17 protein-coding genes are annotated in these 22,184 nt (G+C 60.3%); 7 read left to right on the top strand and 10 right to left on the bottom strand.

Going from position 1 to position 22,184, the window contains the following annotated elements:
- Positions 1-178: 178 nt before the first annotated feature.
- Positions 179-1,072, top strand: coding sequence for an alpha/beta hydrolase-fold protein (locus VHX65_03505; protein ID HEX3997599.1), 894 nt, complete (start codon positions 179-181; stop codon positions 1,070-1,072).
- A 201-nt stretch (positions 1,073-1,273) separates the two neighbouring features.
- On the opposite strand, the gene VHX65_03500 is transcribed toward VHX65_03505, so the two are convergent.
- The gene (locus VHX65_03500; protein HEX3997598.1) at positions 1,274-3,103 is read right to left on the bottom strand and encodes an ATP-binding cassette domain-containing protein; all 1,830 of its coding nucleotides are present in this window, start codon (positions 3,101-3,103) and stop codon (positions 1,274-1,276) included.
- Between the two features lie 344 nt (positions 3,104-3,447).
- Here VHX65_03500 and VHX65_03495 point away from each other — a divergent pair, with 344 nt between their 5' ends.
- Positions 3,448-4,368, top strand: coding sequence for a metal ABC transporter permease (locus VHX65_03495; GenBank protein HEX3997597.1), 921 nt, complete (start codon positions 3,448-3,450; stop codon positions 4,366-4,368).
- A 49-nt stretch (positions 4,369-4,417) separates the two neighbouring features.
- On the top strand, positions 4,418-5,563 hold the full coding sequence (locus VHX65_03490; GenBank protein ID HEX3997596.1) for a hypothetical protein: 1,146 nt from the start codon (positions 4,418-4,420) through the stop codon (positions 5,561-5,563).
- A gap of 88 nt (positions 5,564-5,651) precedes the next feature.
- On the opposite strand, the gene VHX65_03485 is transcribed toward VHX65_03490, so the two are convergent.
- From VHX65_03485 to VHX65_03450, 8 genes are all read right to left on the bottom strand, one after another.
- Positions 5,652-6,587 carry an aldo/keto reductase gene (locus VHX65_03485; GenBank protein HEX3997595.1) on the bottom strand — a complete coding sequence of 312 codons (936 nt, stop codon included), beginning with the start codon at positions 6,585-6,587 and terminating at the stop codon, positions 5,652-5,654.
- Between the two features lie 171 nt (positions 6,588-6,758).
- Positions 6,759-7,202: an RbsD/FucU family protein gene (locus VHX65_03480; protein ID HEX3997594.1), complete on the bottom strand. Its 444-nt coding sequence runs from the start codon at positions 7,200-7,202 to the stop codon at positions 6,759-6,761.
- Positions 7,203-7,326: 124 nt separating this feature from the next.
- Positions 7,327-8,148, bottom strand: coding sequence for a sugar phosphate isomerase/epimerase family protein (locus VHX65_03475; protein ID HEX3997593.1), 822 nt, complete (start codon positions 8,146-8,148; stop codon positions 7,327-7,329).
- An 87-nt stretch (positions 8,149-8,235) separates the two neighbouring features.
- A complete protein-coding gene (locus VHX65_03470) occupies positions 8,236-9,261 on the bottom strand; it encodes a zinc-binding alcohol dehydrogenase family protein (protein HEX3997592.1) in 1,026 nt (341 codons plus the stop codon).
- A gap of 135 nt (positions 9,262-9,396) precedes the next feature.
- Positions 9,397-9,627, bottom strand: a complete 231-nt coding sequence (locus VHX65_03465; protein HEX3997591.1) for a hypothetical protein — start codon at positions 9,625-9,627, stop codon at positions 9,397-9,399.
- A gap of 110 nt (positions 9,628-9,737) precedes the next feature.
- Positions 9,738-13,178 carry a pyruvate carboxylase gene (locus tag VHX65_03460; GenBank protein HEX3997590.1) on the bottom strand — a complete coding sequence of 1,147 codons (3,441 nt, stop codon included), beginning with the start codon at positions 13,176-13,178 and terminating at the stop codon, positions 9,738-9,740.
- Positions 13,179-13,497: 319 nt separating this feature from the next.
- The gene (locus VHX65_03455; protein HEX3997589.1) at positions 13,498-13,830 is read right to left on the bottom strand and encodes a hypothetical protein; all 333 of its coding nucleotides are present in this window, start codon (positions 13,828-13,830) and stop codon (positions 13,498-13,500) included.
- Between the two features lie 332 nt (positions 13,831-14,162).
- Positions 14,163-14,396: a glutaredoxin family protein gene (locus VHX65_03450; GenBank protein ID HEX3997588.1), complete on the bottom strand. Its 234-nt coding sequence runs from the start codon at positions 14,394-14,396 to the stop codon at positions 14,163-14,165.
- 309 nt (positions 14,397-14,705) lie between these two features.
- Between VHX65_03450 and VHX65_03445 the strand changes: the two genes are divergently transcribed.
- The 4 genes from VHX65_03445 (at position 14,706) to VHX65_03430 (ending at position 20,796) form a co-directional block, all read left to right on the top strand.
- Positions 14,706-16,658 (top strand): protein kinase, encoded by a 1,953-nt coding sequence (locus VHX65_03445; protein HEX3997587.1) that lies wholly within the window; start codon positions 14,706-14,708, stop codon positions 16,656-16,658.
- 468 nt (positions 16,659-17,126) lie between these two features.
- Positions 17,127-17,774 (top strand): hypothetical protein, encoded by a 648-nt coding sequence (locus VHX65_03440; protein ID HEX3997586.1) that lies wholly within the window; start codon positions 17,127-17,129, stop codon positions 17,772-17,774.
- A gap of 504 nt (positions 17,775-18,278) precedes the next feature.
- Complete coding sequence (locus VHX65_03435; protein ID HEX3997585.1) at positions 18,279-20,273, top strand: c-type cytochrome domain-containing protein; 1,995 nt, start codon at positions 18,279-18,281, stop codon at positions 20,271-20,273.
- Between the two features lie 28 nt (positions 20,274-20,301).
- Positions 20,302-20,796, top strand: a complete 495-nt coding sequence (locus tag VHX65_03430; GenBank protein ID HEX3997584.1) for a hypothetical protein — start codon at positions 20,302-20,304, stop codon at positions 20,794-20,796.
- Between the two features lie 9 nt (positions 20,797-20,805).
- Here the strand turns inward: VHX65_03430 and larE are convergent, their stop codons facing one another.
- Positions 20,806-21,645 carry an ATP-dependent sacrificial sulfur transferase LarE gene (gene larE / locus VHX65_03425; GenBank protein ID HEX3997583.1) on the bottom strand — a complete coding sequence of 280 codons (840 nt, stop codon included), beginning with the start codon at positions 21,643-21,645 and terminating at the stop codon, positions 20,806-20,808.
- Between the last annotated feature and the right edge of the window lie 539 nt (positions 21,646-22,184).

Here is a 22,184-nt window from a genome sequence, read left to right as displayed (position 1 = left end):
AATTGCGTGGGCGAATTGCGCGTTGCTTGACAGTGGCACTGCTGTCTGCGAGGTATATAGCGACTTTGAGGACGATGGCATTTGTCGACTCTACCGAACTCAAGGGTTCAGCCTATCGCGCCGCCGGTCCATCCCGCCCGTTCTTCCCTACCACCGATCGCCCCGCCGAGGTTTTTCCATGCTCGCCCGCCGTCTCACGATTTGCGCCCTGGCCGTATCACTCGCCGTGCCGTGCCTGCCGGGAATCGCCCGCGCGGATGAATACAAGCACGGTCCCGATTCAGAACGGCACGACGGCGTGCCCAAGGGGACGGTCGAACACCATGAGTGGAAAAGCAAAATCTATCCGGACACGATTCGTGAATATTGGGTTTATGTGCCGAAGCAATATGACCCGGCTCATCCGGCTTGCCTCATGGTGTTTCAAGACGGGCATGCTTATGTCAACGAGCACGGCGATTTCCGCGCTCCGATCGTGTTCGACAATCTGATCGACAAGAGGCAGATGCCGGTGACAATTGGGCTGTTCATCAATCCTGGCATGCATGGCGACAAACTGCCGGCGGACGGTTGGAAGGCCGACGACCGCAGCGTCGAATACGACACGGTGAGCAATCAATATGCCCGATTTCTGCTGGAAGAAATGTTGCCCGAGGTGGGCAAGCAATACAAGCTGACCGATCAAGCGGCCGGGCGGGGCATTTGCGGCTCCAGCTCGGGTGGAATCTGTTCGTTCACGGTCGCATGGCAGCGGCCGGATGCGTTTTCGAAAGTCGTCAGCTTCATCGGCAGCTTCACGAACATCCGCGGCGGCTATGTTTATCCGCCGCAAATTCGCGCTTCGAAGAAGAACGCCAAGCCGATCCGGGTTTTCTTGCAAGACGGCTCGCACGATTTGGACAATCAATTCGGCAACTGGCCGCTGGCCAACCAAGAAATGGCCGCTGCACTGAAGTTCGCCGGCTACGATTATCGCTTCGAATTCGGCACCGGGGCGCACGATGGCAAACAAGCCGGCGCGATCTTTCCGGATGCCATGCGCTGGATCTGGCGCGACTATAAATCGCCGTAGAGCGAATCTCGCTTCGGCACGCGAGGTGTGCCACTGGATGTGCCACTGCCAAGCGCAGTCTGCCAGTGTGAACCGCAAGTTGGCCTTCGCCATCGGAGTGAAAGTCGATCGGCCGGCGCACTGGCAGACTTGCGCTTGCCAGTGGCACACGCCCGACGACTGCGCTTGCCGGTGGCGCACCTCCTCCGCTATCGTTTGCCGTTACGCGCTGCGCTGCTCCAGTTCTTCCCACCGGGAATACGCCGCGGTGAGCCGTGATTCCAACTCGGACAACCGCGATTGCTCACTTACAATTGCCCCTCCCGGCTGGCGGTAGAACTCGGGCTTGGCCATCACATCGTGCAGCGCGGCGATCTCGGCCTCGAGCTGCTCGATCCGGGCCGGCAACGCTTGGTGCTCTTGTTGTTCCTTGTAGCTCAGGCGGCGTTTGCTGGTGGCCAAGGAGGATGACTTCTCGGCGGATCGAGTTGCCGAGGGTTTGTCGCGTTTCGCGGCCTCCTTCTCGGAATCTTCGCTCTTTCGCTGCCGCAGCCAATCGTCGTAGCCGCCGACGTATTCGCGGGCATTGCCGTCTTCGAACACGATCGTGCTCGTGACGATGTTGTTGAGAAACTCCCGATCGTGGCTCACCAACAGCACGGTCCCCTCGAATTGCACGAGCCGTTCTTCGAGCAATTCGAGTGTTTCGGTGTCGAGATCGTTCGTGGGTTCGTCGAGCACGATCACGTTGGCCGGCTTGGCGAAGAGCCGGGCCAGCAGCACCCGGTTTCTCTCGCCGCCGGAGAGAAATCGCACCGGCGTTCGCGCTCGTTCGGGGCTGAACAAGAAGTCTTGTAGATAGCCGATGATGTGCCGCGGCGCGCCTCCACCCGGAACCGTGTCGTAGCCATCGCCGACATTCTCTGCCACGCTGCGTTCGTCGTCCAATTGCTCGCGGCGCTGATCGAAATAGGCGATTTGCAAATTCGATCCGAGTCGCACCTTTCCCTCTTGCGGCGGCAATTGGCCAAGCAAGATTTTCAGCAACGTCGTTTTCCCCACGCCGTTCGGGCCGATGATGCCGATCTTGTCGCCCCGCATGATCATCGTCGAAAAATCATCGACGATTTTCCGTGCGCCGAAGGCAAACGAAAGATGTTCGACCTGGGCTACGAGCACTCCGCTTCGCTGGCCTTCGTGGATCGTCATTTGAACGCTGCCGGTGCCCGATCGCCGGTTGCTCCGGGCACGCCGCATTGCTTCGAGCGCCCGCACTCGCCCCTCGTTGCGCGTGCGCCGGGCCTTGATGCCGGTGCGAATCCAGCGTTCTTCCTCGGCCAGCCGTTTGTCGAACAGCGCATTTTGCTTTTCCTCGGCCGCCAGCGCGAGTTCCTTGCGCTCGAGAAACGTGTCGTAGTCGCACGACCAATCGAACAGACGGCCGCGATCGATTTCCAAAATCCGCGTGGCCAATTTGCGGAGAAACATCCGATCGTGGGTGACGAAAAGCAGCGTGCCGGGCCAACGGGCGAGAAACTCTTCGAGCCATGTGATGGCTTGAATGTCGAGATGGTTCGTCGGCTCGTCGAGCAGCAGCAGATCGGGGGCCGGAACCAGCGATCGGGCCAAGAGCACGCGGCGCTTCATCCCAGAGGAAAGCGTTTCGAACCGCCCGGCCCCGTCGAGATCCATCCGCGAGAGAATCTCTTTTACCTTTTGCTCGCCGCGCCAAGCCGATTCGTGCGCTTCATGCACCGCCTCTGCCCTAATATCTCCCTTTAGACCGCCGGCAACGACTTCGGCGATCGTTCCAGAGATATTTCCCGGCACATCCTGCGGCAACAGCGAGATCGTGACACCCGGGGCTCGAATGATTTGCCCCGAATCGGGCTGCACCTCGCCTTGCAACACGCGCATCAGCGTCGTCTTGCCGGAGCCGTTTCGGCCGAGGAGACCGATTGTTTGGCCCGCTTCGATCTGGCAATCGACGCGATCCAATAGCAGCGGCCCATGAAATCCGACAGACAGTTCGCGAAGAGCAACGATGGCCATGAAGCGGCAAGGGTGGGGGTGAGGGTGCGGACAACTCTTCAAGTTCTAATTTTGCTGCGGTCAGCTAGTTTTGTCGATGCGCCAACGGAAGCAACGATGGAAGCAACGAGGGCAGCTCACGCGGAGACGCGGAGAGGCAGAGACGAGGAGGAATGGGGATGCAAGCCGGGAGCAAATCTCATTTGGCGCGCCGCGTCGACAGCCGCAGGCGCCGCTCGATGGCGGCTACGCCAGACCCAAAATCTCCTCTCCGTCCGTCTCCGCTCCCTCCGCGGCTCCGCGTGAAAATCTTTGTTACAATGCCTGATTCATCACATCAATGATTTCACGCGCCGGCCAGCTCCATGAACCTCTTTCGCGAACTTTGGGAGATCGGAATTTTCCGCAACGCCTTATTCGCCGGTATTGCGGTGGGGACGATTTGTTCGCTGCTGTCGGTGATCGTCGTGCTGAAGCGAATGGCATTTATCGGCGAGGGGATTGCCCATGCTGGTTTCGGCGGCATGGGCACGGCCCTGTTTCTCGGCCTGACGACCGCGGGCGTCGGTGGTACTTGGAAAGCCGATCTGATCGTGCTGGCGTTTTGCCTCGCCACGGCCATCGCCATCGGCGCGCTCTCGCGGCGGCGGCATGTCGAGGCGGATAGCGCGATCGGCATTTTGCTGGTGGCGGCGATGGCCTGGGGTGTGCTGCTCACCGATCTGCATCGCAGCTTCGCTCACGCGGAGTGGTATGTGAACTGGTTCGGTCCCCCACGAGCCGCGCCGAATATCGAATCACTGCTGTTCGGTTCGCTGTTCAACGTCGGGCCCTACGACGTTTGGCTGGCGGCGATCGCTGCGGCGGCGATGCTGCTGGTGTTCGCGGCGCTGTTCAAGGAAATCATTTTCTACGCCTTCCAGGAGACCGTCAGCCAGGTGTTCGGCGTGCGCACCGGCTTCATTCACTATCTCATGCTCGCCATGCTCTCGATCGCAATCGTGCTCACCGTGCGCTTGGCGGGCATTGTGTTGGTGACAGCGCTATTAGTGATTCCGGGTGCGACGGCCAATTTGCTTTCCCGACGGTTAGGGCGCGTGCTACTCTTTTCATGGTTGATTGGAATGACCGGCATCGTGGGCGGACTGGTGTTGAGCCTCGAGGCGGGGAATCTTTCGACGGGCCCGTGCATCGTCGCGGTGCTATGCGCGGTGTTTGCCGTGGCCTATGTCGTGCAATTCTGGCCTCGGCGAACGACGGCGGAAGCGGCACTCGAAAGCAAATAGATTCGCGGTCGCGCGGCCTTTGCGAGTGGCCGATAAATCCACCGTCGTCATGAAATCGCAAATCAAATCGCCGGGCCGAGCCGCTGCACGCACGAGCGATCGAGTAGCGCCGGCGCTGCCGGCGCGGAATCGCGATTGGCGGTCGCTTGCGCTCCGTTTGCTCGCCGTGGCCGGACAGGCCATGACGCTCGGAATCACGTGGCCGTTGTGGATCGTGCGGCATTACCCGCCGCAGCCGCCGATGTTGCCGGCTTTCGGATTGCCGACGGACGGCTTTCCGCAGTTCAACGTGCTGCCATGGCTGTGGGCCTCACTGGTGTTGGTATTGCTGTTTGCGCGGTGGGGCGTTGTCGTGCATATTGGGCTGTTGGTGGCAGCGATGCTGCTCGACCAGACGCGCATGCAGCCGCAATGCATTTCGCTCGCCCTGCTGATGGTGGCCAGCCTGGGAACACCGGGTGCAAAGCTGGTCGGCCGATCGCATTTGATCGCCATGTGGTTTTTCGCCGGCGTGCACAAACTTCTCAGCCCCGGCTATTTCCACAAGGTCGTGCCGTATTTGGCCACCGGATTGTTGGGCAAGACCGACTCGCGATCGCTCGCCGTGCTGGGCGCGGCCGCTGCCGGGCTCGAGGTGGCCCTGGCGCTACTGGCCATCGTGCCGCGTTCTCGGCAAGCCGCTGCGGCGCTGGCTTGCGCGATGCATTCGACGATCGCGCTTTGGCTCGCCTTACGATTGGGATGGAATGCAGGCGTTTGGCCGTGGAATATCGTGCTCGCGGCCGCTGCCCTGCTTTTGATCTGGCCCTGGCGAACATCGCCGTTACGGGATTGGCGTGAATCGTCGCGGCTGGCGAAGACGGCGGCGCTCGTAATTTTGATTTCGCCGGTGGGATATTATTTCGGTGTGGTCGATGCGTATTTGGCCTACTGCCTCTACTCGGGCAACACGCTCGAGGCCAAAATCGTCTTGCCTGACGGTGCCGAAGTGCGACTTGACACGCTCGCATCATCGCTCAACGCGGCGATGCCGCCGGCGGTCCGGCTGTATGAGGAATACTTCGAACAGGTCGGGGAGCCCGGCGAATTGCTTGTGATTCACGACGCGCGCTGGTGGTCGCGGATTCACGGAAAAGAAAATCGCGAAATATACAAACCGGCGCCAGCGATTGGCAAGGAAGCCGGCGGAGGATAACTGCCGATTCGCGCCAAATCGAAAATGGCTGGCCGCTTGCCCGCGTCTTCCTCGCTACCGCGTCGGGCCAAGATGCGCGCATTTTGACCTACGGATCGTTGTTTTCCCGCCGGCCTTCGATGTAGTGCCAATCGTGGATCGGCTTGAGGATTTCCAGCACTTCGGCAAGCAACGGTTTGTCGATCGGCTTTTCCACCCAAGCGGCCCATTGGCGGATGCGGGCCGGATTGGCCGTGCCCGTGACGCAGGTCGAAAGATCGGGATTGCTGATCGAGAATTGCAATGCCAATTGGGCGATGTCGATGCCGCGGCTACGGCAATGCTCTGCGGCCCGGCGGCAAGCAGCCCGGACGGCGTCGGTGGCTTTATGCCAGTGCGGAAGCGGTTCGTTGGTGAGCAATCGGGCGGAGAACGGGGCCGCGTTCATGATTCCGACGCCCTTCGATTTCAAATACGGCGCCAGATCGCCGAACATCGTGTTTTGCAGTGTGTAGTGGTTGTACGACAATACGACGTTGAGCGGGGCGCGATCGAGAATGTAGCGAAAGATCTTCATCGGGTAGCCGGAGATGCCGATGAATCGGATCTTGCCGGCCTGCTGGGCCCGCCGCATGGCCGGCAGCGTTTCTTCGACGATTTGGGCCATGTCGACGAATTCGATATCGTGGCACAAGCAGATGTCGAGGTATTCGACCCGCATCCGCTCCAAGCTGATGTCGATGCTCTCGGCAACACGCCGGGCCGAGAAATCGAAATGAGCGCCGGCATATCGGCCGAGCTTGGTCCCCAAGATGTATCGATCGCGCGGAATGCCTTGCAGGGCAAAACCCAGCAGCACCTCCGACATTCCTCGTCCATAAAAAGGCGAAGTGTCGATGAAGTTCATCCCGCAATCGAGCGCCTCGGGCACGGCCCGTAGCGCTTCCTGCAGATCGATCTGCCGGAATTCCTGTCCCAGCGACGAAGCCCCGAACCCAATCACCGGCAGCTTCAGCCCCGTGTTTCCCAGCGATCGATATTCCATTTGGTGCAACCTGTTTTTGCTCGATCTCGCGTCACAAACATCGGCAGTTCAGCCCGCTTGTGCCGTCCGGCACTGGCCGACTGCGCTGGCCAGTGCCACACGATTGGCCAAATTCGCGCGCGGCGCAATCTGCTTCGTCCCTAACCCCTAACCCTATTCCCTCACCCTAATTCACATCCTTACCCCGATCGTCAGCAACAGATTCGCGAATCGCTGTTCATCGGCGGTTTGGATGGTTAACACGTGATCGACGCTGCGGACGGCTTCGTAAAAAGCCCATTTTTCGATCGGATCGAGTTTCAAATTCAGTTTCGCCTCGGCTAGCACGCGGCGATATTCGGCCCAAACCGGTGGATCGACTTGCAAGGCATATGGGCCGGTGGTTTCGTAGGCCATCGTGTTGGCGGCTTCGATGGGCACTGCCGAGACCAGCGCCTCCAGCACCTGCGTGCAATTGACCAAGCCCGGCGAAAGAGCGAGCGAGATCACTTCCGCGTCCGCTCCCCGGGCCGTCGAAGATGGATAGTTGCCGTCGGCGATCAGCACTTTGGCATGATGGCCGGCGCCGGCAAGAATTTCCGTGATCGGCCCGTGCAGCAGTTTGTATTTCAACACGGTGGAGTTGTCCTTTGACGGGCGACCGGCACGGCCGACTCATCGGTAAGGCAACGCGCGAAACCGCAAGCGAGGCTCGAGGCGCGGGCGGCACGGACGCTCGCTTGCGGTTTCGCGCGTTTGGTCATGCTTTCGGAAAGTACTTTCGGTAGGCTTGGATCGTCAAGCGGGCGGCCGATTGGCTGTCGGGATACGGCAGCGCCTCGGCCGACACATAGCCGTCGTAGCCGATCTCGCGCAGGGCGGCCGCGACAGGCGCATAATCGATATGGCCCGAACCGGCGGGTCGACGATTGGAATCGACAAAGTGGACATGCCCGATATGTCGGCCCGCCGTACGGATTGCCACGGCAATATTCGGCTCTTCGATGTTCATGTGGAACAAGTCGGCCAGCAAGCGAACATTGTCGGTCGATAGCGACTCGAGCAATTCGACGCCGGATTCGAGCGAATTGCACAGATTCGTCTCGTAGCGATTGAGCGGCTCGTAGAACAAGGGCACGCCATGTTTGCGCGCGTGCTCTCCCAATTCACCGAGCGATTCGGCAAGATAGCCGAGCGCTGCCTCGCGAGAAACTAGCTCGGACCATCGGCCCTGCATCGATCCGATGATTGTCGATGCGCCCAGCTTCCCGGCGGCATCGATCGTGCGGCGAATGAAGTCGCGGGCGGCAACACGCTTGTCGGCTTCAGGCAGGCACAGATGCAATTTGTGCCGCACCCAACCCGCCCCGGTTCCGACAGCGGCGAGCTTCAAGCCGTTCTCGTCGAGCAAGCGACGAACCGAAATCTCTTCAACCGCCTCCGGCGCCGGTGGAAAGATTTCAATTGCGTCGAACCCCAATTCGCTCGCGCTGCGGCATGCGGCCGGCAGGTCGTCCCAAAAGACGAACGGGCCGCCGCGGGCCTCGGACACCAAACTAACGGTAACGCAGGAGCGGATCATAGCGGCCAAATGACGAATGCCGAATGTCGAAAGAATGACGAAGCACGAATGACGAACGCTGGAAAGCCGGCTTAATGATTGCGATGCTCAATCGACGGTGACCATGGCTTTGACGACGCCCGTTTCGGGGTTGGTGAAGGATGGAAAATCGGCGGCTAGCGAGGCGAAGGTGGCATGGTGCGTGATCCAGGGAGCCGTGTCGATCCGCCCATCTTCGATCAAACCGATGATGCGGCGGAAATCGGCCGACAGCGCATTTCGCGACGCCAATAGCGTCAGCTCACGGCTGTGGAACAGCGGATCGGAAAAGGTCACGTCGCTCGTGATGATGCCGACAAACACCAACCGACCGGTATGGCCGACATAATGAAACGAACGGTTCATCGAGTTCACATTGCCGGTCGCATCGATCACGACGGTCGGCAAAACGCCGCCGCCGATGTTTTCCAACTCGGCCAATTCCGAGCCGTCGCCCTGCGACTGCAGCGTGTTGGCGATGCCCAGCATCCGCCGGCAAAACTCGAGCCGCTGGGCGTTCAAGTCGAGCACGGTGATTTTTGCACCAGTCAACCGCACGAATTCGAGCACGGACAAACCGATCGGGCCGGCGCCGATCACCAGCACGTGCTCGTCGGCCCGGGGGGCGGCTCGATCGACGGCATGGCAGCCGATCGCCAGCGTTTCCACCAGCGCCAATTGTTCGACCGAAAGCTTGGCGGAAGCGTGAAGCTTGCGAGCGGGTACGATAAACCGCGACCGCATTCCGCCGTCGGTGTGCACGCCCAACACCCGCAGATTCTGGCAGCAATTCGGCCGGCCGTGGCGGCAGGAATAGCAGGTCTGGCAGTTGATATAGGGTTCGACGGAGCAGCGCTCGCCCGGCTTGACGTTGCTCACGTCGGCGCCGACGGCCAGCACCTCGACGCCCAATTCATGGCCGGGAATCCGCGGGTAACTATAAAATGGAAATTTGCCGAGATAGCCGCTGATATCGGTGCCGCAAATACCGACGCGGTGGACGCGCACCAGCACCTCGCCCGGCTGCGGGGCGAGCGGCTCGTCGATTTCGACCGATTCAAACTGCCGCGGCTGTTGCAAAACGATGGCGTGCATGGCGAGAGCAAGGGCGAGGGTGAGGGTGAGGGGTTAGACGCGCGAAACCGCAAGCGGTCAGCAATATCGAGCGGGTCGGAAGTGCGCTTGCGGCTGCGCGCGTTATTTCGTCATTCATGCTTCGACATTCGTCATTTACTTCGGCAGTTCTTTCGAGCCGACGATCGTCATATTGAGGCCGATTTGAACGGTGACATTTTTTTCGCCGACCTTGACGGTCGTCTTGCCGTTCAAATACCAGCCGAGCGAACCGGTCGAGAATTCGCGCACTTCCGCGATCATCGGCACGCCGTTGATCGTCAGCTCGACCTGCTTGGCATCTTTGTGGAACTCAGCGCGGTTGATTGGGCAAGTCGTTTTAGCCATAAGTCAATTCCTCCTGAAGTGAGTTGCGATCGATCGATCAAATTTCGCGAACGCGATTATCAAAGGGCTTGCAATCTGTCGCCCGCTAGCCGGCCAGCTCGACGGCGGCTCTACTCCATCCGAGCGACGAGTTCGCCGGCTTCGACGGGCGTGCCCGGCTTCACCAGCAGGTCGGCCACGCGGCCATCGGCTTCGGCGTAGAGCGTGGTTTCCATTTTCATGGCTTCTAGTGTAAGCAGTTTTTGTCCGCGGCGAACCGCGTCGCCGATTTTCACCGCCACGCCGACCACCAAGCCCGGCATGGGGGCGGCGATCTGTTTTGCGTCGGCCGGATCGGCCTTCGGCCGGCGAACCACCGTCGTCTCCAGTGTTCGATCGCCGACGCTTACGGAACGAGGCTGGCCGTTTAGTTCGAAAAACACGGTGCGCCGGGCATCGGCGTGCGGTTCGCTGATCGTGAGCAGTTTGACGATCAGCGTTTTGCCCGGCTCGATGTCGACCGAAAGCTCCTCGCCCTGCTGCTGGCTATAAAGGAATGCCGGAGTCGGGAGCATGCTCGTGTCGGAATAGGTCTTCTCGTGGCTTGCGAAGTCTTGAAACACGCGTGGATACAGCAGGTACGACACCACTTCCTGACTGCTCGGCTCGCGATCCACCAGTTTCTTGACCTTTTCAGCGGCGACTGCGAAATCGGCGGGCGGCAGCGAGGCGCCGGGCCGGCCGCGAACCGGCTTTTGATCACGCAACACGCGTTTCTTCACCGCGACCGGGAATCCGCCCGGGTTCTGCCCCATCCGCCCGGCCAGCAAATCGATCACCGATTCGGGATAGGCCAGCTCGCGGCCTGGATCGAGCACGTCTTCGGCAGTCAGGTTGTTCGTCACCAGAAACAGGGCCATATCGCCGACCGCCTTCGAAGTGGGCGTTACCTTGACGATATCGCCGAGCAACTGATTCACGGCCGCATAAGTCTGGCAGATTTCGGGCCAACGGGCCATGAGTCCCAACGCCCGGGCTTGCTCTTGCAGGTTGGTGAATTGCCCGCCCGGCATTTCATGCAAATAGAGATCGGAATCGGGCGCTTTCATGTCGCTTTCGAAGGGCGTGTAAAACTCGCGAACGGCTTGCCAATAATGAGCCAGTTCGCGAAGCGCGGCCGGGTCGAGCTCGGTTTCGCGCGGGGTGAAGCGCAGCGAATCGACGATGGCGTTCAAGTTCGGCTGCGAGGTGAGGCCCGACATCGGAGCGCTCGCGCCGTCGGCGATATCGAGCCCGACTTCCGCCGCTTTCAACACGCTCGCGGCGGAGATGCCGCTGGTGTCGTGCGTGTGAAAATGGATCGGGATGCCGATTTCCTGCTTCAACGTTTTGACGAGTTCGCGAGCCGCAAAGGGCTTGCACAAACCGGCCATATCCTTGATCGCCAGGATATGCGCGCCCATGCGTTCGAGCTGCTTGGCCAACTCGACATAGTATTTCAGATCGTATTTCGGCCGGCCGGCGTCGAGAATGTCGCCGGTGTAGCAGATCGCCGCCTCGCAGAGCATGCCCGATTTTTGCACGGCATCCATGGCCACGCGCATGTTGTCGGTCCAGTTCAGCGGATCGAAAATGCGGAACAGATCGATGCCGGCCTGGGCCGACTCGTGAACGAATGCCGCCACCACATTGTCGGGATAGTTCGTATAGCCGACGGCGTTCGAGGCCCGCAAAAGCATTTGGAACAAGACATTGGGGATTCGCGTGCGCAGGTCGGCCAAGCGCTGCCAGGGGGATTCTTTGAGAAACCGCATGGCCGTGTCGAACGTCGCTCCGCCCCACATTTCGATCGAAAACATTTGCGGCGCGAGCCGAGCGTAGGTTTCCGCGATTTCGAGCATGTCGAACGTGCGCATGCGCGTCGCCAGCAGCGATTGATGCGCGTCGCGAAACGTGGTGTCGGTCATCAGCAGCGGCTTCTGCTTCAATACCCAAGCCGCGAATTTCTCCGGCCCGAGTTTTTGCAACCGCTGCCGTGTGCCGTCCGGCGCCGTTTGCTTCAGATTGCATGGCGGAATGGGGGCCGGCTCGCGGCGCGTGCTGCGCGGGCGGTCTTTGACCAGTGCATTGCCGTTCACCAACACTTCCCCGAGGTATTGCAACAGCTTTGTCGCCCGATCGCGGCGGACGATGAACTGGAACAACTCGGGCGTCTCGTCGATGAACCGCGTCGTGCATTTGCCGGCGAGAAAACTCGGATGCGTGATCAGGTTGATCAGAAATGGGATGTTTGTCTTCACGCCGCGCACGCGAAACTCTTGCAAGCACCGCTCCATCCGCCGCGATGCTTCTGCGAGCCGGGTCCCGCGAGCCGACACTTTCACCAATAGCGAATCGTAATACGGCGTCACCACCGCGCCGGAAAATGCCGTTCCAGCATCCAAGCGAATTCCCAGTCCGCTCGCCGAGCGGTAGGCCATGATTCGCCCGTAGTCGGGCACGAAGCGGTTTTCCGGATCCTCGGTCGTCACCCGGCATTGGAAGGCGAAGCCGGTCGTGTGGATCGAATCTTGGTTCTTGATGCCGACTTCCGGCGAATCAAGCCGATAGCCGGCAGCGACGAAAATTTGGCTGCGCACGATATCGATGCCGGTCACTTCTTCCGTGACAGTGTGCTCGACTTGGATGCGCGGATTGACTTCGATGAAATAGAACTGGCCGCTTTCGACGTCGAGCAAGAATTCGACGGTGCCGGCGTTTTCGTAGCGAACGGCCCGGCCGATCGCCAGGGCAGCTTCGCAGAGCCGGCGTCGCAGGTCGGGTTCGAGATTTGGGGCCGGCGCAATTTCGACGACCTTTTGATTCCGCCGCTGGAGCGAGCAATCGCGTTCGTAGAGATGCACGAGATTGCCGTGCTCGTCTCCCAGCAGTTGCACTTCGATATGGCGAGCGCGGCGGATATATTTTTCGAGAAACACATCCGAACTGCCGAAGGCGTTGAGCGATTCGCGCTGCGCTTGTTCGAGATTGGGGGCCAGCTCGTCTTCGCTCAACACGACGCGCATCCCCCGACCGCCGCCGCCATGCGAGGCTTTGAGCATGATCGGATAACCGAGGCCCGCGGCGAGGCGGCGCGCCTCGGCCAGATTCCGGACGGCTTTCGTGCCCGCAAGGATCGGCACTTTCGCCATGTCGGCGATCGCCCGGGCGGCGGTTTTATCGCCTAGTTGCTCGAGCAATTCGGCCCGCGGCCCGACCAACTTGATGCCCGCTTCGTCACATGCCAGCCGCAGGGCCGGGTTCTCGGCCAAGAAGCCGTAGCCGGGATGGATGGCATCGACCTCGTGCAGCTTCGCCACCGCGATGACGCCGGGGATATCCAAATACGCCCGAATCGGCTCGCCGACCTTGCCGACCTGATACGCTTCATCGGCCTTGAAGCGATGGAGCGCGAAGCGATCCTCATGCGAATAGATGGCGACGGTCCGAATGCCTAGTTCGTGGGCGGCGCGGAAGACGCGAATCGCGATTTCGCTGCGGTTCGCAACCAATAGCTTCCGAAAAGTGTTCATAGGCGGATGGATCAAGTCTGGATTCTGCAAAGGCGAGGTTGCTTTGGCTGCCGCCAACCGGCCCGGTCGAACCGAGCCAGGCCGCGCTGTCTAGTCCGTCCAAGACGCAAGCGAGCGAAGCACGAAGGGCCCCGTCCATTGCTGACGTAAGTTGTACGCCTTGCTGGCTGGAAGCCGCTGCACGCCAAGCGTGTGCATGCGCGTTCCCGCTGCGAAGCCCTGTTCCGGCGTGCGTGCCACTAATGTTACACGCGACGGTGCGGTGTGCTAGTCCCCGGCGTCTTAAGAGGACGCACGCGGCACTATGCTGTGGCAGAGATTAGATCGTGCGGTCGGTGAATCGACAGGCGACGCGGTGCATGATCCGGCCCCGCTGGACAATGCGGTCGGCACGAAGGACCTGCGCTCGAAGCCGAATCGGCTGCTTGCTGCCAAGCGCCACGACAAGCTCGGTTGTCGCCGGCGGTTCGTCGGCCAAATATAACAGCCCCGCCGCCGAAAGATCGACGCACTGAACTGGCCGGAATTCCAATTCGCCGCCCGAGCGTTCATCCACGGCAGCGACCCATTGCGTGCAGCGATAAGGGTGACGGCGGCCGCCACGACGCTCTGCGATGTCTCGCGCCCGCTCGGCTTCGAGGATCTTATGCATCAGGCTATAAATCGAGACATCCGCGCGAGGCGCACCGTGAGACCATCGGTTTAAATATGGTTGAAAAGACACCGCTTGACTCCGCCGCTGCTGTGAGATCGCTTGTCCAAGAAGATGGAACCGCATCGGTCCGCAAAAGAACTTTGCGGTTTGTCGAGGCGAAAGAAGCCCCATCAATAGAAGTAGCCCGTCGAATCCGCGGAGGCAAGCAATTCGGGCTGAATCTTGCCGAGACTGCTTCGGATTGAAAGGATTGCACCGGCGGCGAGTTGTCCGACGGTCGGAAGCGGGACCGGAGTGCGCGAACCGGGGCCCTATTTCAACAACGTTGTTCAGTGCCGCTTCAACAGCCGCCGCAGTAAGACGGGATCGATCCGGCCGCGAAATCGTTCCCGGCCATCAATGAAAACCACGGGAACGCACAGCCCGAAGCGCTCGACCAGAGCGGGGTCGGTGTCGATGTCGACGCACTTCACCGCCAAGCGGTGGCTTTCCAACATGGATTTCGCGTCGTCGCAGAGGTGGCAGCCGAGACGTGTGTAGAGAATAATTTCCGGTTCGGTCATATGATTTCGCTGGATGGGAAAACCCGACTGCGATGATGCCCCCTGCGGGGGGCGGTTTTTGCTCGGGTGATCGCAGCGCTGAAGACGGCCGAGAAAGCTGCCCGTATGCCTCGCCATTCGCGATCAAAAAATAGCTAGCAATTCCAGCAAACTGCTTTACGGCGGATGGTCAATAGTGGTATGTTTCACCGAGCGGTGGTATTGTCAAGGGTGAAGGTTTCGCGGGGATCAATCCATCGAGGGTTGCACAGGCGGTAGAGGCGAGGCACGCCCTTTTGTCTAAGGCGCCAGTCCGGCGCCGGAGTCGGCATGTCCATTACGGCCGAAAAATTTCTTGAAACTATCGAGCGCAGCGGGCTGGTCGAAAAAGACCAACTGGCTGAGGCCGTCAAGTCGATCAAGAAATCTGATCCCGCCGCGTTCGAAAGCGCGGAGCAATTGGCCGACCGGCTGATTCGATTGGAGGTCGTCAGCCGTGGGCAGTGCGACACCCTGCTTAAGGGGAAGATCTCGATCGAAAAGTTTCTCGTGGTCGTCGATCGCAGCGGCTTGGTCGAGAAAGACCAGTTGAAGCAAACGCTCGATGCCCTCAAGCAATCCAACCCCGCTGCATGGGACGATGCGGAGCGAATGGCCGAACGGCTGATTGAAGCCAAGTTGCTCACGCGCTGGCAATGCGACAGTCTCCTGAAGGGGAAATACAAGAACTTCTTTCTCGGCCAATATAAGCTGCAAGGGCATTTGGGCACCGGCGGCATGAGTAGCGTCTACCTGGCCGAGCACACGATCATGCACTGCCCGCGTGCGGTGAAAGTGTTGCCGGCCGCTCGAGTCGACGACTCGTCATATCTCGCCCGCTTTATTCAGGAAGCCCGGGCCGCCGCCCAGTTGAACCATCCGAACATCGTGCAAACCTTCGATATCGGCGAGCACGACGGCACCCACTACATCGTGATGGAATATGTCGAGGGGCGCGATTTGCAGCATATCGTCAAGGAGTCGGGGGCGGTCGATTTCGAAACGGCCGCCAACTACATTCGCCAATCGGCGGAAGGCTTGGCGTACGCGCATTTCAAGGGCCTGATTCATCGCGACATCAAACCGGCGAATCTTCTGGTCGACGGGCGCGGCGTCGTAAAATTGCTCGATCTCGGCTTGGCACGGTTTATCGATCAGAAAACGCCGTCGCTGACCATCGCGCACGATGAAAATGTGCTCGGCACCGCCGACTATCTGGCTCCCGAGCAAGCGGTCGACAGCCATGGCGTCGATTCTCGGGCGGATATCTATAGCCTAGGCTGTACGCTCTATTTCCTGCTGACCGGCCATCCGCCGTTTCCCACCGGCACGCTCCCGCAGCGGATTTACATGCACCAGCACAAGGCGCCGGCCAGCGTCTACGAAGATCGGCCCGATGCCCCGCAGGCATTGGTGGATTTGTGTCTGCGGATGATGGCCAAAACGCCCGAGGCACGCTGTCAGACGGCCGACGAAGTGGCGTCATCGCTGTCGGCTTGGCTGGCGGCTCGCAATTCGGGCCCCGGAGGCAATTCCGCAGAACCGCGGCGAAACCAATTGCCACCACGGCGTCGCGATGTTGCCACCTTGCAACGGCCACCACGCCGCGAGCGACCGACCAGCATCGAGGACACCTTGGCCGATTTCGATCGCGAGACGATCAAAGGCGGACCGGCATCGCGGCCACAACCCGATTTCAATCCCGGGCGCGCCGAGGCGCGGCCGGGAGAGCCGAAGGTGTCGGATAGCCGGGGCGCCATGCCCGCTCTGCCAAATGGCGATTCGGCCGTTCGCCGCGGGCCACGCCGCACGAGCGACAGCGATCGTAGTCTGACGCCGCCGCGCGGTTTGCCGCGAGCCCAATCGCTTTCGTCCGCCAAGACCGAAGAACCCGAGAGCGCTTTGGCCGGCACCCGGAATTCGACGGCCACGGTTCGCAAAGCCGAGCCGAGCCCGATCAGCTCGCGCGATTTGATTGATCGTCGAAAAAAGACGAATTCCACGCCGCTGCCAAAATGGCTTTGGCCGTGGGGTGTCGCGGGCATGTTTGGCTTGGCACTGATAATGCTGTTGATCTGGCTGATCTTGAGTTTGCGTGAGTCGGGCACTCCAGTTCCGCCGCCATCTCCGAAGCCCTCTCGCGGCCTTTCGCTCTTTGAACCGGCTTCTTCGGGCTTGGTCTCGTTGCGGTTCGATAGCGATTCCTCGTCTCGCGATTTTTTTTCCGACGATCGCTGGTTGTAATCGCTCTTCGACCGTCCGCTCGCGTTTGGAATCGCACACGCTTCAATCGGGCTTTGTCGCGCAATTTCCTGCGCGCTCTGAATGGACGGCGCATGCCGCGAGATATCGGCTGCGAGAGGCCAATTTCCATGCCGGCCGGAAGGCCGTTGTCAATACCCCATGGACAAGCAAACGGGGCAATTTTCAATGCACTTAAGTCATTAACATGACATGACTTAATGTGTTCACTTGTATTTCATTCGGCCGCTTATCTACGATGGTATAGAGGTGGTTCCTGCGACGGTTTGCGAGCCCTCGCAGAACGGTCATCAAAACGATCATCCGCGGGACTGCGGTGCTACGGCGTGGAGCATGGAAGTCGGCCGTATCTTGCAGCAACAGCGAAGACGACGGGTTTCCTATATGCTCCATCCTTTCCAGTCTAATGCGAGTGGCCGTAGCCCGAAGCGTTTGGCTCATCTCAATGCCATGGCTCGTGCGAAACAAGCCCGGCGGGGCGTTCCATTGAGCAGCCGCGCGCGAACCGCACAGCGCGCCCAACGACTGCCGTTTGTGCCGCCGGAAAATTGGCACGAGCCGAGGGAGGATGGGCGGCAGTTTCGCATTATCGTGCAGCGGCCCGGCGTCGGGTTCCGCCATGTCGTAACGCCGGACGAGGTGCATGCCCGGCTCGCCGATCTGCCCGAGCACTTTCTCAAGCCGCTCGAGATCGTGCAGTTGAGCCAAATGACGCGAAAGAAGCAGAGCTTTCCTTGCTATGGCATGCAATGGGGCTCGGCGCTTTATCTCTACCCGATCGAAGTCAGTTTGCAAGAATCGTACTCGGCGCCACCGAAGCCCAACCAAGTGAATGAAGTGCGGATGTTCGGCGGTCGCTGGGTTCACGATGAACCCGACGTCTGGAAACTGGTTTGGACGGAGCGGGCAATCAAGGATTTCTATCTCAACAACATCCTGATTCACGAACTTGGTCATCTGCTCGACGATCGCAACTCTCGCGCGGTCGATCGCGAGCGCTTCGCCGAGTGGTTTGCGCTGGAACACGGTTATAAGCCGACCCGGAAAGGCCATTTGGCCGCCACCGCGGCGCAGCCGACCCGGCGGCGTCACGGTTAACAGTCTATTGGAAGTATTTCGACACGAGCATATCTTCGTGTGGCACCGGGTCGGCCGCCAACGAGCCAGTGCCACACGAACGAACAATTGCCAAACCGGTCAACGGTTGTCGAGGCGTGGGCCGTGTGCCACTGGCCAGCGAAGTCGGCCAGTGCGAGCGCCGCGGCGTTCGCCGATATTCTCGTACACGCTGCCGTTGGCCGGTGTTCTCGTGTCAGACGCGTCCGAGCCGGAACGTCAACTCGCCGGCCGGCACTGGGCGACTGCGCTGGCTAGTGGCCACACCAATCAGCCGGTGATATGCGTAGGCACTTCAACGGGCGCGGCGCAGAAGAAACGCTTCAGCGGATGGCCTTGGCGGCAGAAAACGGCCGATCGCGGGAATAAGCTGTCGGTCTTCGACCGAAGGACGTATAATCAGCGACACGCTTGGGGTGCGCGCCGGCGCTCGTTGGCAGCGGGCTACTGGGCTCTGAACATCTGCGTTCTCGAAGGAATTTCAGCATGAGTTGCGACCGAACTTCAACCCGTGCCTTCCGCTCGGTTCGATGGATCGCGTTTTCGGTGGCGCTGGCGGGATTGGTTGCGGCGCCGCTTTTCGCCGCTCCGAAAGGACAGGCGCTGCAAAAGTTGCATGCCGCCGATGCCGCCTTGACGAAGGCCGAGGGGCTCTACAAAGAAAACAAGATGCGCGATGCGGCAGCGGCGTTGGCCGAGGCCCAAGATGCGCTTGTCGAAGCGGCAGCGGCCCCCGAGCTGGCCCAACGCGCGTTGCCGATCAAGCGGCGATTGGTCAATCTGCACGACATGATGGAGCTTGACGGCGCCAAGGTGCCGGCCATTGCCGGGGTGCTGGCCACCATCGCCTCGCCGGCGTCGCCCACAAAAACTTTGGCCCCGAAGCCCGACAAACCCATTGTCGCAAGAACGCCCATTACCAAGCCGCTCGTGAAGCCGCTCGTGAAGCCGCTTGTCAAGAAACCGGTCGCTGGGGCCGCCGGGCTGGTGAGCTACGTTCACGACATAGCACCCATTCTCGTCGCGAAGTGCGGCAAATGCCATGTGGACAAAAACCTCGGCGCGTTCAGTATGGACAGCTATGCGTCCCTGATGAAAGGGGCCAAGAATCTGTCGGTTGTCATGCCGGGCGACGGCAAGGGAAGCCGGATCTATGAAGTGATCGAATCGGGCGATATGCCTCGCGGCGGCGGCAAGGTCGAGATGGTCGAACTCACCATGCTCACCAAATGGATCGACCAGGGAGCCAAGTTCGACGGCGCCAACGCAACGCAATCGATCAAGACACTCGTTGGGCCGGTTGCCGGCGCGAACATGCAGCCCGAGCAAAAACTCGAAGTGATGGCCGCAAACGGACATGAAACGATCCGCTTCTCGCGCGATATTGCCCCGGTGCTGGTTGAAAACTGCCTCGATTGTCATGGCACGGCCAACAATCCGGGCGGTGCTCTGCGCTTGACCACGTTCAACGAACTGTTGATCGGCGGCAATAGTGGGCTGATCGTTTTGCCCGGCAAGCCGGCCACGAGTCTTCTGCTGCGCAAGATCAAGGGCACTGCCGGCGACCGGATGCCGTTGCGAAAGCCGGCGTTGTCGAATGAAGTCATCGCGAAGTTCGAAAAATGGATCGCCGAGGGAGCCCATTACGACGGGCTCAGCCCGAAAGACTCGATCGAGATGGTCGCCGAGGTTTACAGGGCCGAGCACTCGACGCCCGAGGAACTCGCCGCCGCCCGGCTCGATCGGTCCAAGCGAATCTGGCGATCGGCCATTCCGGACGATCCGGGCCAGATCAAAGAGACGAAAGACTTCGCATTGGTCGGTAATGCCAGCCCGGCCGTGATGGATGAGGTGGCGACGCTTGCCGAGCAGCAAGCTGCCAAGGTGGCTCAGTTCTTCAAGGTTCCTGAAGACAAGCCGTTGGTGAAGGGGCGGATTACGCTTTTCGTTTGCCGCCAGCATTTCGACTATTCGGAATTCGCCAAGACCGTCGAATCGCGCGATCTCCCGCCGAATTCGCAAGGGCATTTCCGCTACAACGTCATCAATGCCTATGGCGTGCTCGTGCCGCCCGCCACCGGGAGCAACGATTACTCCCTCGCGGCATTGTTGACCCAGGAAATCGCGGGCAACTACATCGCCAGTTTGGGGCGTTCGCCCGCTTGGTTTGCCGAAGGGGTCGGTGCTGCCACCGCCTTGAAGCTCGAAAGGTCCGACCCGCGCTTGAAGGGTTGGGAAGCCGCGATTCCCGGCATTCTCTCCAGCACTCCCAACGCCCAAGTGTTTCTCGACCATGGCCTGGCCACCGAGGTGAACGATTGCCTCTCGCTTGGCTTTGCCAAGGGGCTGATGGGCAATGCCAGTCGCTTCCAACAGCTATTGGCCGGGATCAAGCAAGGTGAAAACTTCGACACGATCTTCACCCGTGTCTATCGCCTTTCCCCCTCGCAGCTAGCCGCCGCTTGGGCAGCGAAGAATTAGCGCGAGCAAATGTTTTCGGCGAATCGGCATGACCGAATTCGTTAGAATCGTCCTGATTCTCGTATTGATCGTGCTGGCGCCCGGCATCGTCGCGCTGATTTCGCGGCGGCAGCGCAAACGCTCACAGCGCGACTTGTTCGCGCTGATTTCCGAAGCTGAGTCGAATAACGACGACTCCAAATCGTTGGAACTCATTCGTGATTTCCTTTGCACCCCGTGCGGCCTGGATGGCATTTGGGGCGTGTACCGAAACAGCTTGGTCGAGACCGCAACGGAAACGCTCCAAGCCCAGCTCGCCACAATCGGCCACCTGCATACGTTATATCAGCGTGCGAGGATTCCACTGCCGCAGGAACTGCTCGATCAATCGGTCGGCACAATTGTTTCCCAGCAAAACGTTTTGGACGACGACGGCCTGTTCTCGTTTGTGAGCAGCGCGCCAAAGAAGGAATTCGTCGAGCGATTCGAAGCCGCGCAAAAAGAGAAAGAACATGCTGCGCGGTTGCTGCCAAAGCTCATTTGAACTGAAAGCCTAGCTCGACGACAGTATCGTCCGCGCGGCGGGTGGCGGCACGAGCACCAGATTCTGGCTGCCCGATCGGAATCCTTCGAGATCGAGCGTGATGTAGCGGAAGCCGATTCGGTGCAATTCTGCGGTCAACTGCTCGCGAATCTCTGCGGCACAGAGTTGTTCGATCGCCGCCATCGGCACTTCCAATCGGGCCATGTCGCCACGATGGTAGCGGACGCGCAGCTCGCGCAGGCCCAGGCCGCGCAAATACTGCTCCGCGCGGTCGATCATCGTCAATCGCTCGGCCGTCACTTCCTCGCCATACGCGATGCGGCTGGAAAGGCAGGGGGCGGCCGGCTTGTCCCAGATCGGCAAGCCCCACTCCGCCGCGAGCGAGCGCACGCCTGGCTTGCCCAGCCCGCATTCGATGAGCGGACTGCGCACGCGATGCTCCGCGGCGGCCGTCATGCCGGGCCGGTAGTCTCCGCGATCGTCGAGATTGGCTCCGTTGGCGATCACCGCCAGCCCGAGCCGAGCGGCAAGCGGCTCAATTCGCTGGTAGAGTTCGGTCTTGCAATAGTAACAGCGATCGGGGCCGTTTCTAAGATAGTTCGGATCGGACATTTCCTCGGTCGGCAAGATTTCATGCCGGATGCCGATCAACTGCGCCAATTCGCGGGCCTGATCGAGTTCGCCCGCCGCCAGACTTTCGCTTGAGCCTGTGACGGCCACGGCTTGGTCGCCGAGCGCCAAACAGGCCGCTTTGGCAACAACCGTGCTGTCCACGCCGGCTGAGAATGCCACTGCGCAGCTTGCATAGCTGCGGATCAGCTCGACCAAGCGTTCGGCGACTGGAGACATGGTATGGTCTGATCCACCGCGGCGCGATGGGCTATAAAACGGCATGGTCTCCACCGTAATGCCGTGGCGATGTGAAAGTAGAAGAGCCCGTTTACCCAGTAAGGGGGGTGCCTCGGGTTCGGGTTGTGTGATCCGAAAGGGATCGGCGCCCGGATCGCAAGGATCTTGGCGTCGAGCGATCGGCTATACACGCGGCCAAACCCTAAAAACGGCCCCCAACGAGCTTGAATTAAGGGCTCAACACATAATGACATCGGCAGCACGGGCATGGCAGAGAACATGCCATCGGCCGGGCGATCCAAACGCCATTGGGCGCCGCTTCGCCCGGCCGACAACCAAATCGTATCAAGACGATTTAGGCCGGACAAGCCGGATAAAGCCGAGATTCAACCGCCGCGGTGTGGGCATCTCGAAAGTGGGTGGAAAATCTGCTCTGATAGAGGTGGCGTCGCAAAAGGGGGGCGAACTTGAAGCCGTGTTGAGGTGTGTGATGCGTGAGTTGAAGGACGACGGGTTGAACTTGACGGCGGAACAGGATG

The organism is Pirellulales bacterium, assembly GCA_036267355.1.
Lineage (GTDB): Bacteria > Planctomycetota > Planctomycetia > Pirellulales > DATAWG01 > DATAWG01.
Note: the sequence above shows the minus strand (reverse complement) of the source record. Positions and strands in the feature narration are given on the sequence as shown.